The organism is Kitasatospora sp. NPDC058032, from assembly GCF_042885845.1.
Taxonomy (GTDB): Bacteria; Actinomycetota; Actinomycetes; order Streptomycetales; family Streptomycetaceae; genus Kitasatospora.
The window spans coordinates 293574-309074 of record NZ_JBHVRK010000004.1; the positions used below are offsets into that span (position 1 = coordinate 293574).

The 15501-nt window shown below is 70.6% G+C and carries 12 protein-coding genes; 8 read left to right on the forward strand and 4 right to left on the reverse strand.

Annotation, left to right across the window (positions count from 1 at the left end):
* Nucleotides 1-72: 72 nt before the first annotated feature.
* From yidC to rpmH, 4 genes are read right to left on the reverse strand one after another with little or no spacing between them, the layout of a single operon-like run.
* On the reverse strand, nucleotides 73-1257 hold the full coding sequence (yidC, locus tag ACFVUH_RS09145; RefSeq protein ID WP_387912124.1) for a membrane protein insertase YidC: 1185 nt from the start codon (nucleotides 1255-1257) through the stop codon (nucleotides 73-75).
* Nucleotides 1254-1625: a membrane protein insertion efficiency factor YidD gene (gene yidD, locus ACFVUH_RS09150; protein WP_355362500.1), complete on the reverse strand. Its 372-nt coding sequence runs from the start codon at nucleotides 1623-1625 to the stop codon at nucleotides 1254-1256. Before yidD ends, yidC begins: the two co-directional genes overlap by 4 nt.
* Nucleotides 1622-2050, reverse strand: coding sequence for a ribonuclease P protein component (gene rnpA, locus ACFVUH_RS09155; RefSeq protein ID WP_355362498.1), 429 nt, complete (start codon nucleotides 2048-2050; stop codon nucleotides 1622-1624). Before rnpA ends, yidD begins: the two co-directional genes overlap by 4 nt.
* An 18-nt stretch (nucleotides 2051-2068) precedes the next feature.
* Nucleotides 2069-2206 carry a 50S ribosomal protein L34 gene (gene rpmH, locus ACFVUH_RS09160; RefSeq protein WP_030059672.1) on the reverse strand — a complete coding sequence of 46 codons (138 nt, stop codon included), beginning with the start codon at nucleotides 2204-2206 and terminating at the stop codon, nucleotides 2069-2071.
* A 353-nt stretch (nucleotides 2207-2559) separates the two neighbouring features.
* On the opposite strand from rpmH, the gene dnaA reads away from it, so the two are divergent.
* The 8 genes from dnaA to ACFVUH_RS09200 all read left to right on the forward strand — a co-directional run bounded on the left by dnaA (nucleotide 2560) and on the right by ACFVUH_RS09200 (nucleotide 15256).
* Complete coding sequence (dnaA, locus tag ACFVUH_RS09165; RefSeq protein WP_387912126.1) at nucleotides 2560-4380, forward strand: chromosomal replication initiator protein DnaA; 1821 nt, start codon at nucleotides 2560-2562, stop codon at nucleotides 4378-4380.
* A 952-nt stretch (nucleotides 4381-5332) separates the two neighbouring features.
* Nucleotides 5333-6463: a DNA polymerase III subunit beta gene (dnaN, locus tag ACFVUH_RS09170; RefSeq protein WP_355362494.1), complete on the forward strand. Its 1131-nt coding sequence runs from the start codon at nucleotides 5333-5335 to the stop codon at nucleotides 6461-6463.
* A gap of 91 nt (nucleotides 6464-6554) precedes the next feature.
* Nucleotides 6555-7550, forward strand: a complete 996-nt coding sequence (gnd, locus tag ACFVUH_RS09175) for a phosphogluconate dehydrogenase (NAD(+)-dependent, decarboxylating) (protein ID WP_387912128.1) — start codon at nucleotides 6555-6557, stop codon at nucleotides 7548-7550.
* Between the two features lie 42 nt (nucleotides 7551-7592).
* A complete protein-coding gene (gene recF, locus ACFVUH_RS09180) occupies nucleotides 7593-8726 on the forward strand; it encodes a DNA replication/repair protein RecF (protein ID WP_355362492.1) in 1134 nt (377 codons plus the stop codon).
* Between the two features lie 181 nt (nucleotides 8727-8907).
* A complete protein-coding gene (locus ACFVUH_RS09185) occupies nucleotides 8908-9429 on the forward strand; it encodes a DciA family protein (protein WP_355362490.1) in 522 nt (173 codons plus the stop codon).
* 250 nt (nucleotides 9430-9679) lie between these two features.
* A complete protein-coding gene (gyrB, locus tag ACFVUH_RS09190) occupies nucleotides 9680-11710 on the forward strand; it encodes a DNA topoisomerase (ATP-hydrolyzing) subunit B (RefSeq protein ID WP_355362488.1) in 2031 nt (676 codons plus the stop codon).
* Between the two features lie 121 nt (nucleotides 11711-11831).
* On the forward strand, nucleotides 11832-14372 hold the full coding sequence (gyrA, locus tag ACFVUH_RS09195; RefSeq protein WP_387912341.1) for a DNA gyrase subunit A: 2541 nt from the start codon (nucleotides 11832-11834) through the stop codon (nucleotides 14370-14372).
* Between the two features lie 158 nt (nucleotides 14373-14530).
* On the forward strand, nucleotides 14531-15256 hold the full coding sequence (locus ACFVUH_RS09200) for a DUF3566 domain-containing protein (RefSeq protein WP_355362484.1): 726 nt from the start codon (nucleotides 14531-14533) through the stop codon (nucleotides 15254-15256).
* Nucleotides 15257-15501 lie beyond the last annotated feature (245 nt).

The window sequence follows — 15501 nt, forward strand, 5'->3', positions numbered from 1 at the left end:
TCGGAGATGGGCCCGGGTGGTGGGCCGGTAACGAGGTTCAGGGGGCCGCGGGGCCGGTCCGGAGCGGACCGGTCACTTCTTCTTCGGCCGCTGACCGCCGCGCTTGGGCTGCTGCCGGCCGCCCTGCGGACGAGCCGGACCCGACTTGGCGCCCGCCGGACGCGCCGCGGTCTGCTTGGCCGCAGCGCTGCCGCCGGACGCACCGCTGCCACCGGACGTGCCGGTGCTCGCGGAGTCGGCCGGGGCGGCGTCGGTGGGCTGCTCGGCCGGGGCGTCCTTGGTCAGGCTCGCCGGCTGGCCGCCGGTGTGCTGGCGCTGCGACTTGCTCTGCTTCCGCGGCTGCTGCCGGCGCACCTGCACCGACTCCTCGACCACGGCCTCGGCGCTGACAGCCGACTTCTTCGCGGGGAGCAGGCCGAACAGCGGGCCCTTGATGACCGAGCCGTCCGGGTTCAGCCGGCCGGCCTTCTTCAGACGGACCTGACGCTCGTCCCAGGCCTTGCTGCCCGGCGTCGGGTTGTTGCGGATGACGATCAGCTGCTGGCCCATCGACCAGACGTTGGTGGTCAGCCAGTAGACCAGGACACCGACCGGGAAGTTGATGCCCATCACGGCGAACATGATCGGGAAGACGTACATCAGCATCTTCTGCTGCTGCATGAACGGCGTCTTCACGGTGAGGTCGACGTTCTTCGTCATCAGCTGGCGCTGGGTGATGAACTGCGACGCCGACATCATGATGATCATCACGGCGACGACGATCTTGACGCTGACCTCGCTGCTGCTCACGAAGGTGGCCGACAGCGGAGCACCGAAGATGTGCGCCTTGCCGGCGCTCACCAGCAGGTCGCCGTTGATCACGCCGATCTCGTGGCCCTTGGCGACCGAGGCCAGCACGCCGTAGAGCGCGGTGAAGAACGGCGCCTGCACGAGGATGGGAAGGCAGCTGGAGAACGGGTTGGTACCCGCCTCCTTGTACAGCTTCATCATCTCTTCGGACTGGCGCTGGCGGTCGTTCTTGTACCGCTCCTGGATGGCCTTCATCTTCGGCTGGATCGCCTGCATGGCCCGGGTCGCCTTGATCTGCTTCACGAAGAGCGGGATCAGGCAGATCCGGATGACGACCACCATCGAGGCGATGGCCAGACCCCAGGCCCAGCCACCATCCGGATTGAAGACGTGGCTGTACAGCGAGTGGAACTGGACGATGATCCAGGACACCGCTGTGTACAGGGGGTTGAGGAAGGAGAAGGTCACCGGTCAGGCTCCTTGGACATTGGGATTGGCCCCATGGGGCCAATGGTCGCCGGGCCCTCTGGGTCCGGACCGGCGGGGGGCATGATCACCGGCTGGTCGGCGGCGGACCGGCCCTTCAGCCGGTCCGCCAGCCGGCGGTGCCACACCGGATGCTTGCGCGGCGGGACATGATCGACCCCGCCGGGAGTCCACGGATTGCAGCGCAGGATGCGCCACGCGGTCAGGGCGCCGCCCTTCACCGCCCCGTGCGTCTTCACGGCCTCGAAGCCGTAGTGCGAACAGGACGGGTAGTAACGGCACACCGGACCGAGCAGTGGGCTGATGGTCCACTGGTAGACCCTGATCAGACCCATTAGCAGGTACTTCATCGCCCTGCTCCCGTCGGCGCCGAGGCGGCGTGCTCGGCCTTGAGCAACCGCTTGAGCGCCGCGTCCAGGTCGCGTTCGAGTTCCTGGTACGAGGCGGACGCGGCCGGGGGCAGCGCACGCACCACTATCAGGCTACCGGCGGGCAGCCGGGACAGACGATCACGTACGAGATGGCGCAACCGGCGCTTGACCAGGTTGCGTGTGACCGCCGGGCCGACGGCCTTGCTCACGACGAAACCCGCACGCGCCGAAGGAGTCCCCTCGGCGACGTGCGGGCGGGTGTCGCTGGTCCGGTCGGTGCGGTCCCCGGGGGCGTCCTCTCTGGCGAGATGGACGACCAGCAGGGGCCTGCCGGCCCGGCGACCGCGTTTCACCGCGGTCGCGAAGTCCTGGCGCCGCCGCAGCCGATTCTCGGAGGGCAGCACAACAGACTCTGGTGCGGATCAGGCGGACAGGCTGGCGCGGCCCTTGCCACGGCGGGCAGCCAGGATGGCGCGGCCGGCGCGGGTACGCATCCGCAGCCGGAAGCCGTGGGTCTTCGCGCGGCGACGGTTGTTCGGCTGGAAGGTGCGCTTGCTCACTCGGGGGCTCCTGAGGTGAATCGTAGGATGACGGGGAGTCGCTTGGCCGTCACCGTGCGTCCGCGTGATCTCCCCTGTATCGGAAATCCGGCCCATCGCCCCAGTTCGGCTGGGGTTTGAGGCAATCCACGGCGCCCGTGCTGCGCGCCTTATGGAGCGGGTGGACCCGCGGACATGCGGCAGCGGCCATCGACAACTCGACCTGGTTACGGTACGCGGGACGGGGCACGAGGGTCAAACCAGCTGCCCGGGGGCCGCTTACCCACAGCCTGTGGACAACGACTTGATCCGGCCCTGTTCGCTGACTACCGTTGCAGGACTTGTCTGGTTTGTTCATCGGAAAGCGTGTACCAGTGGCTGATGTCAACAGCGACCTCGTCCCGGTCTGGGCGAGGGTCGTCGAGCGGCTGGTCGCCGACCCGGATGTCGGGGAGATGGACAAGCAGTGGGTGCAGCGCACCCAGCCCATGTGGATGATGCACGACACCGCCCTGCTGGCGGCCCCCAACGAGCGGGCCAAGCAGGTGCTGGAGGGCCGGCTGCTGCCGCAGCTGACCGAGGCGCTCTCCCGCGAGCTGGCCCGCCCGGTGCGGATCGCCGTGATGGTCGACGCCAACGCCGTGCCGACCACCCCCGCCCCGCAGGCCGCCGCCGAGCCGTACCCGAACCCGTCCGAGCCGGACGCCGGCGGCTACGGCGACCAGGGCTACCCGCAGACCTACGAAGCGGACTACGAGCAGGGTTACGAGCAGAGCTACGAGCGGCCGCACTACGAGAGCGGCGGCTACGAGCAGCACCCCGCGCCGTACGGCGGCCCGGCGGGCGGCAACCAGGCCTGGCCCGGCTACCAGGAGCAGCCGCCGGCCTACCGCGAGCCCGAGGAGCCGGTGCCCCGGCCCGCGCCGCGGCACGTCCCCGCACCGCCCTCCACCACCCAGGGCGACCTCTTCGGCGGCGCCTACGGCCCCGGTCCGGGCGAGCACCCGCGGACCGCCTCCGGCCGCCGCCCCGCGGCCCGCCCGGCCGCCGGCCGCGGCGCGGACAAGGCCCCCGCCGAGCGCGCCACCGACCGCCCGGCGGTCCCCGGTGTGCCCGCCCCACCCGGCGCGCCCCCGGCCGGCGGCTCCCGCAAGGACGAGCCGGCCGCCCGGCTGAACCCCAAGTACCTGTTCGACACCTTCGTCATCGGCGCCAGCAACCGCTTCGCGCACGCCGCGGCGGTGGCGGTCGCCGAGGCCCCGGCCAAGGCGTACAACCCGCTCTTCATCTACGGCGAGTCCGGGCTGGGCAAGACCCACCTGCTGCACGCCATCGGGCACTACTCGCGCAGCCTCTTCCCGGGCACCCGGGTGCGCTACGTGTCCTCCGAGGAGTTCACCAACGAGTTCATCAACTCCATCCGGGACGGCAAGGCGGACACCTTCCGCAAGCGCTACCGGGACATGGACATCCTGCTCGTGGACGACGTGCAGTTCCTGGCGAGCAAGGAGTCCACGCAGGAGGAGTTCTTCCACACCTTCAACACCCTGCACAACGCCAACAAGCAGATCGTGCTCTCCTCCGACCGGCCGCCCAAGCTGCTGACCACGCTGGAGGACCGGCTGCGCAACCGCTTCGAGTGGGGACTCATCACCGACGTCACCCCGCCGGAGCTGGAGACCCGGATCGCGATCCTGCGCAAGAAGGCGATCCAGGAGCAACTCAACGCTCCCGCCGACGTGTTGGAGTTCATCGCGTCCCGGATCACCCGGAACATCCGGGAGTTGGAGGGGGCCCTCATCCGGGTCACCGCCTTCGCCAACCTCAACCGGGCGCCGGTCGACCTGGAGCTGGCCGGGATCGTCCTCAAGGACCTCATCCCGGGCGGCGACGAGGACGCCGGGCCGGAGATCACCGCCCAGGTGATCATGCAGCAGACCGCCGCCTACTTCGGACTCGGGGTGGACGACCTCTGCGGATCCTCGCGCAGCCGCGTGCTGGTGACCGCGCGTCAGATCGCCATGTACCTCTGCCGGGAGCTCACCGACCTCTCGCTGCCGAAGATCGGCGCGCAGTTCGGCGGCCGCGACCACACCACGGTGATGCACGCCGACCGCAAGATCCGGTCACTCATGGCCGAGCGGCGCTCGATCTACAACCAGGTCACCGAGCTGACCAACCGCATCAAGAGCTAGCCGGCGGGCCCGCGGACGGGCGGGCCCCGGGTGGCCGGAAAAGGGCGTCAGGAGCGATCCTGGCGCCCTTTCGGCATATCCACAGGTGTGCACCGCGCATCGGCGGGGCAGGCATGCCGGTAACGGACGCTCCGCCAGTCCACAGCCCGCGCCGAACATCTGACCGGGGATTCGAACGCCACCGGTGCGCGAGGCGGAAATCCACAGGCCGGGCGGGTTCTCCGCCGTCCACAGGCCGGGGCGCCGTGAGTTATCCAGAATTCCTCCACAGGGCGGCCGCCGCTACGCTCTTCCGCGCAGGTCAGGTGCCTGTGGACTTGTGCACAACCGTTATCCACAGGGTGTGGACAAGTGGCGGCCCGTCAGTGGGCCATCCGTGTTGTCCACCGGTTGTCCCCAGGCCGGGCGAGGTTATCCCCAGGTTGTCCACAGCCGTGTCCACAGTTCGACAAGCTTCTGCCCTCGTTCATGCCCAGGTGTGAAAGCCGTCACGAAAAGTTGACCGGCGCCCGTGGATAACCGGGCCCGGATCTGGGGACAGCGCTGGGGATAACCTGTGGATACTCAGCGTGCCCTGTGGGTAACGCTCCGCCGTCCACAGCGGGCCGTGTTCGTCCACAGGCCGCATCCACATGTCCTGTGGACAAAAAACCGGGCCTGACCTGCGCAAACAGGGTTATCCACGGTTTCCACAGGCCCTACTACTACCACTACACCTATAGACCGTTCGACTGGTTCAAAAGCGGGTGGGGCCGAAATCTGTGGACAACCGCAGCCCGACATCCGTTCGAGTTGCTTCCGCCCGTCTGCCCCGTCTGTCGGTGGAGTACGTCAGACTGTCCTCGGCGACTGGAAGCGGAGCGGCGGAGCTCGGCGGACAGCCGCACCGAAGACCAAGATCAGAAGAACCAGACGTGCGAGCGGGAGCGCTCGATCCAGGAGGCGGTTACCGGTGAAGTTCCGGGTGGAGCGTGACGTCCTCGCGGAGGCGGTGGCCTGGGCTGCCCGCAGCCTCCCGGCACGGCCGCCGGTGCCGGTGCTGGCCGGCCTGCTGCTGACGGCGCAGGACGGCAGCCTGGCGCTGTCCGGCTTCGACTACGAGGTCTCGGCCCGGGTCGAGCTGGAGGCCGACATCGAGGAGGCCGGCACCGTGCTGGTCTCCGGCCGGCTGCTCAACGACATCTCGCGCAACCTTCCCAACAGGCCTGTGGAGATCTCCACCGACGGCCAGCGGGTCAGCGTGGTCTGCGGCAGCTCCCGGTTCACCCTGCCCACCCTTCCGGTGGACGAGTACCCGGCGCTGCCCCAGATGCCGACCGCGACCGGCACCGTCCCGGGTGACGTCTTCGCCTCCGCGGTCAGCCAGGCCGCCGTGGCCGCGGGCCGCGACGACACCCTGCCGGTGCTCACCGGTGTCCGGGTCGAGATCGAGGGCGACCGGATCACCCTGGCCGCCACCGACCGCTACCGCTTCGCGGTGCGCGAGCTGCTGTGGAAGCCCGAGCAGGCCGACATCTCGGCCGTCGCGCTGGTCCCGGCCAAGACCCTGCAGGACATCGCGAAGTCCCTGGGCAGCGGCGACAGCGTCTCCATCGCGCTCTCCTCGGGCGGCGCGGGCGAGGGCCTGATCGGCTTCGAGGGCGCCGGCCGGCGGACCACCACCCGGCTGCTGGAGGGCGAGTTCCCGAAGTACCGCAGCCTGTTCCCGACCGAGTTCAACGCGATCGCGGCGATCCAGACCCAGCCCTTCCTGGAGGCGCTCAAGCGCGTCTCGCTGGTCGCCGAGCGCAACACCCCGGTCCGGCTGAACTTCGAGGAAGGCGTGCTCACCCTGGAGGCCGGCTCCGGCGACGACGCCCAGGCCACCGAGCGGATCGACGCCTCCCTGGAGGGGGACGCCATCTCGATCGCGTTCAACCCGGGCTACCTGGAGGAGGGCCTCAAGGCCATCGACTCCGCCTACGCCCAGCTGAGCTTCACCACCCCGACCAAGCCCGCGCTGCTCAGCGGCAAGGCCTCGGTGGACGCGGAGGCCGACGAGGCCTACCAGTACCTGATCATGCCGGTCCGCCTCTCCGGCTGAGCTGGCTCCGCTCCCGGGCCGGACCGGCCGCCACCGGTCCGGCCCGGGAGCCTTTGTCCACGGCTCCTTCCACAGCCCTGTGAACAAACCTGTGGAACCCTCCCCCGGTCGGCCCGACCACGAGGAGGCCCTTCCGCTCCAGCACGTAGGCTCAAGGAGGCGCGGCAACGGCGCCGCCCGCAGGGACGTCACCACAGGTAAGGATTTGGCTATGGAGCTCGGCCTCATCGGTCTCGGCAAGATGGGCGGCAACATGCGCGAGCGGATCCGCCGCGCCGGCCACACCGTCATCGGCTACGACCGCAACCCCGACATCTCCGACGTCGAGAGCCTCCAGGAGCTGGTCACCAAGCTGCAGGGCCCGCGCGTCGTCTGGGTCATGGTCCCGGCCGGCGCCGCCACCCAGGCCACCGTGGACGAGCTGGCCGAGCTGCTCTCCCCCGGTGACGTGGTCGTCGACGGCGGCAACTCCCGCTGGACCGACGACGTCAAGCACGCCGAGGCGCTGGCCGCCAAGGGCATCGGCTTCGTCGACTGCGGCGTCTCCGGCGGCGTCTGGGGCCTGGAGAACGGCTACGCGCTGATGTACGGCGGCGACGCCGAGCACGTGGCCGAGGTCCAGCCGGTCTTCGACGCCCTCAAGCCCGAGGGCGACTTCGGCTCGGTGCACGCGGGCGCGGTCGGCGCCGGCCACTTCGCCAAGATGGTCCACAACGGCATCGAGTACGCGATGATGCAGGCCTTCGCCGAGGGCTGGGAGCTGCTGGAGGCCGCCCCCGAGGTCACCGACGTCCGCGAGGTCTTCCGCAGCTGGCAGGAGGGCACCGTGATCCGCTCCTGGCTGCTCGACCTGGCCGTGCGCGCCCTGGACGAGGACGAGCACCTGGGCAAGCTCAAGGGCTGGGCCGCCGACTCCGGCGAGGGCCGCTGGACCGTCGAGGCCGCGATCGACCACGCCGTCCCGCTGCCGGCGATCACCGCTTCGCTGTTCGCCCGCTTCGCGTCCCGCCAGGACGACTCCCCGCAGATGAAGATGATCGCCGCGCTGCGCAACCAGTTCGGCGGTCACGCGGTCGAGTCGAAGTAGTCCCCGCAGTCCCACCCCAGAAGGCGAGCGCAGTCCACCGTCATGCACGTCGCGCACCTGTCGCTCGCCGACTTCCGTTCCTACGCCCGGGCCGAGGTCTCCCTCGACCCGGGCGTGACGGCCTTCGTCGGGCCCAACGGCCAGGGCAAGACCAATCTGGTCGAGGCGGTCGGCTACGTCGCCACCCTGGGCAGCCACCGGGTCGCCACCGACGCCCCGCTGATCCGGCTGGGCGCCGAGCGCGCGGTGATCCGCACCTCGGTGGTGGACCGCGGCCGCTCCACCCTGGTCGAGCTGGAGATCACCCCGGGCAAGGCCAACCGGGCCCGGATCAACCGCTCCGACAACGTCCGCCCGCGCGACGTGCTGGGCCTGCTGCGCACCGTGCTGTTCGCCCCCGAGGACCTCGCTCTGGTCAAGGGCGACCCGGGGGAGCGGCGGCGCTTCCTGGACGAGCTGCTGACCGCCCGCGCGCCCCGGCTGGCCGGGGTCCGGCAGGACTACGAACGGGTGCTCAAGCAGCGCAACGCCCTGCTGAAGACCGCCGCGATGGCCCGCCGGGCCGGCGGCGGCAAGGGCGCCGACCTCTCCACCCTGGAGGTCTGGGACGGCCACCTGGCCCGGGCCGGCGCCGAACTCACCGCCTTCCGCCTGCAGCTGGTGGCCTCCCTCCAGCCGCTGGTCTCGGCCGCCTACGGACAGCTCGCCCCGGGCGGCGGGGAGACCGCGCTGGAGTACCGCAGCTCCTTCGAGGGCGAGCTGCCGAGCAGCCGCGAGCAGGCCGAGGAGCAGCTGCTGCAGGCGCTGCGGACGGCCCGCAAGCAGGAGGTCGACCGCGGCGTCACCCTGGTCGGCCCGCACCGCGACGAGCTGGTGCTCAAGCTCGGCCCGCTGCCCGCCAAGGGCTACGCCAGCCACGGCGAGTCCTGGTCGTTCGCGCTGGCGCTGCGGCTGGCGTCCTACGAGCTGCTGCGCGCCGACGGGGGAGAGCCGGTGCTGATCCTGGACGACGTCTTCGCCGAGCTGGACGCCGCCCGCCGCGACCGGCTGGCCGAGCTGGTGGCCGGCGGCGAGCAGGTGCTGGTGACCGCGGCGGTGGCCGAGGACGTGCCGAAGGCGCTGGCCGGCGCCCGGTACGCGGTCGCCGACGGCGCCGTCCAGCGCGTCACCGGCTGAACCGCGCCCGCCCGACGGCGCCCCTCCGCCCGGCCCCCGCCCGCCGGGCTGCCGCCGGGGCGGCTCGTACACCCCGTGTCCGTACCCCCGGCGTGGCCCACCCGCGCCGCCGCGCGCCCGCCCGGCTCCCGTACGCTGGACGGCTCACCGTTGTCCACAGGGTGGGGATAAGGAGATCGCCGTGAGCGAGTCGGCGGAGCACCCCGAGCCGACCGGTGCCGACCTGGCGCGCTCGGCGCTGCGGGCGGCCCGGGCGCAGGCCCGCCAGCGCGGTGAGCAGGTGCGCGAGAAGCGCGAGGCGAAGCGGCACGGACTGCGCAGCGGGGCCCGCTCGGACGGCCGCGACCCGGTGCCGCTGGGCGCGGCGCTGACCCGGCTGCTGACCGAGCGGGGCTGGGAGTCCTCGGCCGCGGTCGGCGGGGTGATGGGCCGTTGGCCGCAGATCGTCGGGCCGGACATCGCCGCGCACTGCACGCCGACCGCCTACGACGACGAGGCCGCGGTGCTCACGGTGCAGTGCGACTCCACCGCGTGGGCCACTCAACTCCGTTGGCTGGCTCGGCAGTTGGTGGCCCGTCTGAACCACGAGCTGGGCCACGGCACGGTTCGCACCATCAAGGTGCTCGGCCCCGCCGCCCCGGTGCGCGGCTACGGCCGGCTGCGCGCCCCCGGCAGCAAGGGCCCCGGGGACACCTGGGGATAGGCCCGAGGGCCGCGGGGCGGAGCGGACCGTGATCCTCCGGAACCCCTGACGGCCCTGCCAGGCGGTCTGAGCCCCCCGGTCGAGTATCGGGACATGTCCCGAGGGGATTCAGGGCGGCATTTCTGCCCTCAGAGGCTGCCAAACGCCCATCGATGTCAGTCGTACCGGTAGACTGAAGGGCAAACACTGTTGCTAGTGGCAACCGAGTCGAAACGCCGTGGTCGCACGCCCGCCCGCAGAGGGAGCGGGGATGCGGCCCGCGCTGTGCCAGAGAGGGCGCTTCGTGGCCGATTCCGGCAACCCCAGCCAGACCCCAGACCAGACCGACCAGTCCGACAGGTCGTACGACGCCAGCGCCATCCAGGTGCTGGAGGGCCTCGACGCCGTCCGCAAGCGCCCCGGCATGTACATCGGCTCGACCGGTGAGCGAGGCCTGCACCACCTGGTGCAGGAGATCGTGGACAACTCCGTCGACGAGGCGATGGCCGGTCACGCGGACACCATCGACGTGTCGCTGCTGGCCGACGGCGGTGTGCGCGTGGTCGACAACGGCCGCGGCATCCCGGTCGGCATCATGCCGGGCCAGGGCAAGCCGGCCGTCGAGGTCGTGCTGACGGTCCTGCACGCGGGCGGCAAGTTCGGCAACGGCGGCTACGCGGTCTCCGGCGGTCTGCACGGCGTCGGCGTCTCCGTGGTGAACGCGCTCTCCACCCGGCTCGCGGTGGAGATCCACACCGACGGCCACCGCTGGACCCAGGAGTACAAGGCCGGCACCCCGACCGCCCCGCTGGCCCAGCACGAGGCCGCCGAGCGCACCGGCACCAGCGTCACCTTCTGGGCCGACCCGGACATCTTCGAGACCACGGTCTACTCCTTCGAGACGCTCTCCCGCCGGTTCCAGGAGATGGCGTTCCTCAACAAGGGCCTGACCATCAGGCTCACCGACGAGCGCCCCGAGCACGTCGACGAGGAGGGCAAGCCGCTCTCGGTCACGTACAAGTACGACGGCGGCATCGCCGACTTCGTCGCCCACCTCAACTCCCGCAAGGGCGAGGTCGTCCACCCCTCGGTGATCGACTTCGAGGCGGAGGACAAGGACAAGGCGATCTCGGTGGAGATCGCCATGCAGTGGAACTCCTCGTACACCGAGGGGGTCTACTCCTTCGCCAACACCATCCACACCCACGGCGGCGGTACCCACGAGGAGGGCTTCCGCGCGGCGCTGACCGGCCTGGTCAACCGCTACGCGCGGGACAAGAAGCTGCTCCGCGAGAAGGACGACAACCTCTCCGGCGAGGACATCCGCGAGGGTCTGACCGCGATCATCTCGGTCAAGCTCGGCGAGCCGCAGTTCGAGGGCCAGACCAAGGACAAGCTGGGCAACACCGAGGCGAAGACCTTCGTCCAGAAGGTCGTCCACGAGCACCTGAACGACTGGCTGGACCGCAACCCCAACGAGGCCGCGGACATCATCCGCAAGTCCATCCAGGCCGCCACCGCGCGCGTCGCCGCCCGCAAGGCCCGCGACCTCACCCGTCGCAAGGGCCTGCTGGAGTCCGCCTCGCTGCCCGGCAAGCTCAGCGACTGCCAGTCCAAGGACCCGGCCGAGTGCGAGATCTTCATCGTCGAGGGTGACTCCGCCGGCGGCTCGGCCAAGCAGGGCCGCGACCCGCGCATCCAGGCGATCCTCCCGATCCGCGGCAAGATCCTGAACGTCGAGAAGGCCCGGATCGACAAGGTGCTGCAGAACACCGAGGTCCAGGCGCTGATCTCGGCCTTCGGCTGCGGCATCCAGGAGGACTACGACGAGTCCAAGCTGCGGTACCACAAGATCGTGCTGATGGCCGACGCCGACGTCGACGGACAGCACATCCGCACCCTGCTGCTGACCCTGCTGTTCCGCTTCATGCGGCCGCTGGTCGAGGCCGGCTACGTCTACCTGGCGATGCCGCCGCTGTACAAGATCAAGTGGGGCAAGGACGACTTCGAGTACGTCTACTCCGACCGCGAGCGCGACGCCGTGATCGCGGCGGGCGTGGCCGCCGGGCGCCGGCTGCCGAAGGACGACGCGATCCAGCGGTTCAAGGGTCTCGGCGAGATGAACGCCGAGGAGCTCCGGGTGACCACCATGGACCAGGCCCACCGCCTGCTGCTCCAGGTCACCCTGGAGGACGCCGCCCGCGCCGACGAACTGTTCTCGATCCTGATGGGCGAGGACGTCGAGGCCCGCCGTTCCTTCATCCAGCGCAACGCCAAGGACGTCCGCTTCCTGGACGTGTGACGCCTGCCCGCAGGCCCCGCACGTACCAGTCCGCGTGAAAGGAAACTGACCACCAGTGGTCGACGACAACCGTCCCGAAGGCGAGCAGCCCGAGACCCCCGAGGCCGCCAACGCGGTCGTCCTGCGGATCGAGCCGGTCGAGCTCGAGACCGAGATGCAGCGCTCGTACCTCGACTACGCGATGAGCGTCATCGTCAGCCGGGCCCTGCCCGAGGTGCGCGACGGCCTCAAGCCGGTGCACCGCCGGGTGCTGTACGCGATGTACGACGGCGGCTACCGCCCCGAGAAGGGCTACTACAAGTGCGCCCGCGTCGTCGGCGACGTGATGGGCAACTACCACCCGCACGGCGACACCTCGATCTACGACACCGTGGTCCGCCTGGCCCAGCCGTGGTCGATGCGGATGCCGCTGGTGGACGGCAACGGCAACTTCGGCTCCCCGGGCAACGACCCGGCCGCGGCCATGCGCTACACCGAGTGCAAGATGGCGCCGCTGGCGATGGAGATGATGCGCGACATCGACGAGGAGACCGTCGACTTCGCGCCGAACTACGACGGCCGCTCGCAGGAGCCCACCGTCCTGCCCGCGCGCTTCCCCAACCTGCTGGTCAACGGTGCCACCGGCATCGCGGTCGGCATGGCCACCAACATCCCGCCGCACAACCTGCGCGAGGTCGCCTCCGGCGCGCTCTGGTACCTGGAGAACCCGGAGGTCTCCAACGAGGAGCTGCTGGACGCCCTGATCGAGCGGATCAAGGGCCCGGACTTCCCGACCGGCGCGCTGATCGTCGGCCGCCGCGGCATCGACGACTACTACCGCACCGGCCGCGGCTCGGTCACCATGCGCGCCGTCGTCGAGGTCGAGGAGATCCAGGGCCGGCAGTGCCTGGTGATCACCGAGCTGCCCTACCAGGTCAACCCGGACAACCTCGCGCTGAAGATCGCCGACCTGGTCAAGGACGGCCGGATCGCCGGCATCGCCGACGTCCGCGACGAGTCCTCCTCGCGCACCGGCCAGCGCCTGGTGATCGTGCTCAAGCGCGACGCGGTCGCCAAGGTCGTGCTGAACAACCTCTACAAGCACACCGACCTGCAGACCAACTTCGGCGCCAACATGCTGGCCCTGGTCGACGGCGTGCCGCGCACCCTGTCGCTGGACGCCTTCATCCGGCACTGGGTCAACCACCAGGTCGAGGTCATCGTCCGGCGCACCACCTTCCGGCTGCGCAAGGCCGAGGAGCGCGCCCACATCCTGCGTGCCCTGCTGCGCGCCCTGGACATGATCGACGAGGTCATCGCGCTGATCCGGGCCTCGGCGAGCGCCGACGCGGCCCGCACCGGCCTGATGGAGCTGCTCGCGATCGACGAGCTCCAGGCCAACGCCATCCTGGAGATGCAGCTGCGCCGGCTGGCCGCCCTGGAGCGCCAGCGGATCACCGACGAGCACGACGAGCTGCAGCGCAAGATCGACGAGTACAACGCGATCCTGGCCTCGCCGACCCGCCAGCGCGGGATCATCTCCGAGGAGCTCACCGCGATCGTCGAGAAGTACGGCGACGAGCGGCGCTCCACCCTCATCCCCTCCGACGGCGACCTCTCCATCGAGGACCTCATCGCCGAGGAGGACATCGTCGTCACGATCACCCGCGGCGGCTACGTCAAGCGCACCCGCTCCGACCTCTACCGCTCGCAGAAGCGCGGCGGCAAGGGGGTGCGCGGCGCCCAGCTCAAGCAGGACGACATCGTCGACCACTTCTTCGTGACGACGACCCACAACTGGATCCTGTTCTTCACCAACAAGGGCCGGGTCTACCGCGCCAAGGGCTACGAGCTGCCGGACGCCGGGCGTGACGCCCGCGGCCAGCACGTGGCCAACCTGCTGGCCTTCCAGCCGGACGAGCACATCGCCCAGGTGATGGCCGTCCGCACCTACGAGGACAAGCCCTACCTGGTCCTCGCCACCCGGGCCGGCCTGGTGAAGAAGTCCCTGCTCAAGGACTACGACTCCCCGCGCTCCGGCGGCCTGATCGCGATCAACCTGCGCCAGGACGAGGAGGGCCGGGACGACGAGCTGATCGGCGCCGAGCTGGTCTCCGCCGAGGACGACCTGCTGCTCGTCTCCAGGAAGGCGCAGTCGATCCGCTTCACCGCCACCGACGAGGCGCTGCGCTCCACCGGCCGCGCCACCTCCGGCGTCAAGGGCATGGCCTTCCGCGAGGACGACGAACTCCTGTCGATGAACGTGGTCCGTCCGGGCACCTTCGTCTTCACCGCGACCGACGGCGGCTACGCCAAGCGCACCGGTGTGGACGAGTACCGTGTCCAGGGACGCGGCGGCTACGGCACCAAGGCGGCGAAGATCGTCGAGGGCCGGGGCTCGCTGGTCGGCGCACTCGTCGTCGACGAGACCGACGAGATCATGGCCATCACCCTGTCCGGTGGAGTGATCCGTACGAGGGTTTCCGAGGTTCGTGAAACCGGACGTGACACCATGGGCGTCCAACTGATCAACCTGGGTAAGCGCGATGCGGTCGTGGGCATGGCCCGCAACGCGGAGGCCGAGGACGAGGAGTCGGCGGAGGACGAGGTGGCGGGTACCGAGTCCACCGAGGTGGCCGAGGGTACGGGGACGGAAACGGGCGGGGACACCGCCCAGGCCTGACCTCGTACCGCGTCGGCCGGTACCGTCACGTCCGTACATCCGTACACGGCGTGGCGGTACCGGCCGCCGACCAGTTCCGGGCAATCCCGCCGGGCGCTGGATGACGAGTGACGAAGCAGGGCGGCGCGTCCGTCCTGGTGGGAAGTGCGGGAGGACCAGTGAGTGGAGCCACGGGTGCTGCGGGAGGCGCCGCCGGCGGCCGTCCGGGCGCAGCACAGGGCGGCGGGGGGTACGGCGGGCCGCAGCCGCCGGAGCACCCGGCCGCGTCCACCTCGCTGATGCCGCCGGTCGGCGGAGCGGGCCAGGGCGGTACGTACGGCGGTCAGACGCCTCCGCCGCCGGGGGCACCGGCACCGGGCGGCTTCTCGCAGCCGACCACCTACGCGAAGGGGCAGCCGACCCCGCCCCGGGGCACCCGGGTCGGCGGCGGCAACACCCCGCCCGGCGGGACGCCCGCCGCGGGCCCCCGCCGTCCGGCCGCCGCGCCGGCCTCCGGCGGCAGCCTGGGCCGGACCAGGAAGGCCCGGCTGCGGGTCACCAAGGCCGACCCGTGGTCGGTCATGAAGGTCAGCTTCCTGCTGTCGCTGGCGGTCGGGATCATCATCATCGTGGCGGCCGCGGTGCTGTGGATGACGCTGGACTCGCTCGGCGTCTTCGACTCGCTCGGCAAGACCCTGAAGGACGTCACCGGCTCGGACACCAACGGCGGCGGCGTGAACATCATGGACTACGTGGGCTTCGGCAAGGTGATGACCTTCACCTCGCTGATCGCCGTGGTCGACGTGGTGCTGCTGACCGCGCTGTCCACGCTCTCGGCGTTCATCTACAACGCGGCGGCCGGTTTCACCGGCGGCATCGAGCTCACCCTGGCCGAGGAGGACTGATCCCCCTGGCGTGACCCGGGATCAGTTCCCGCCGTGCGCGGGGGCCTTCCGTTCGCGGACGGAATCAGCGGGCCCCACCGGTTGTTGCAGCCGGTGGGGCCCGTCGGCATTTCGGGTGACAGCCGTCGGGGGCGGCGTGCCGCCCGGACGGGCCGGGGTCGCGGTGGGCTTAGCTGGGTCCGCTCGTTCCGCGTCACCCGGCCGGCGCAGGCCTCCCCGGTTCCCACCGGACGGGTCCGGGACGA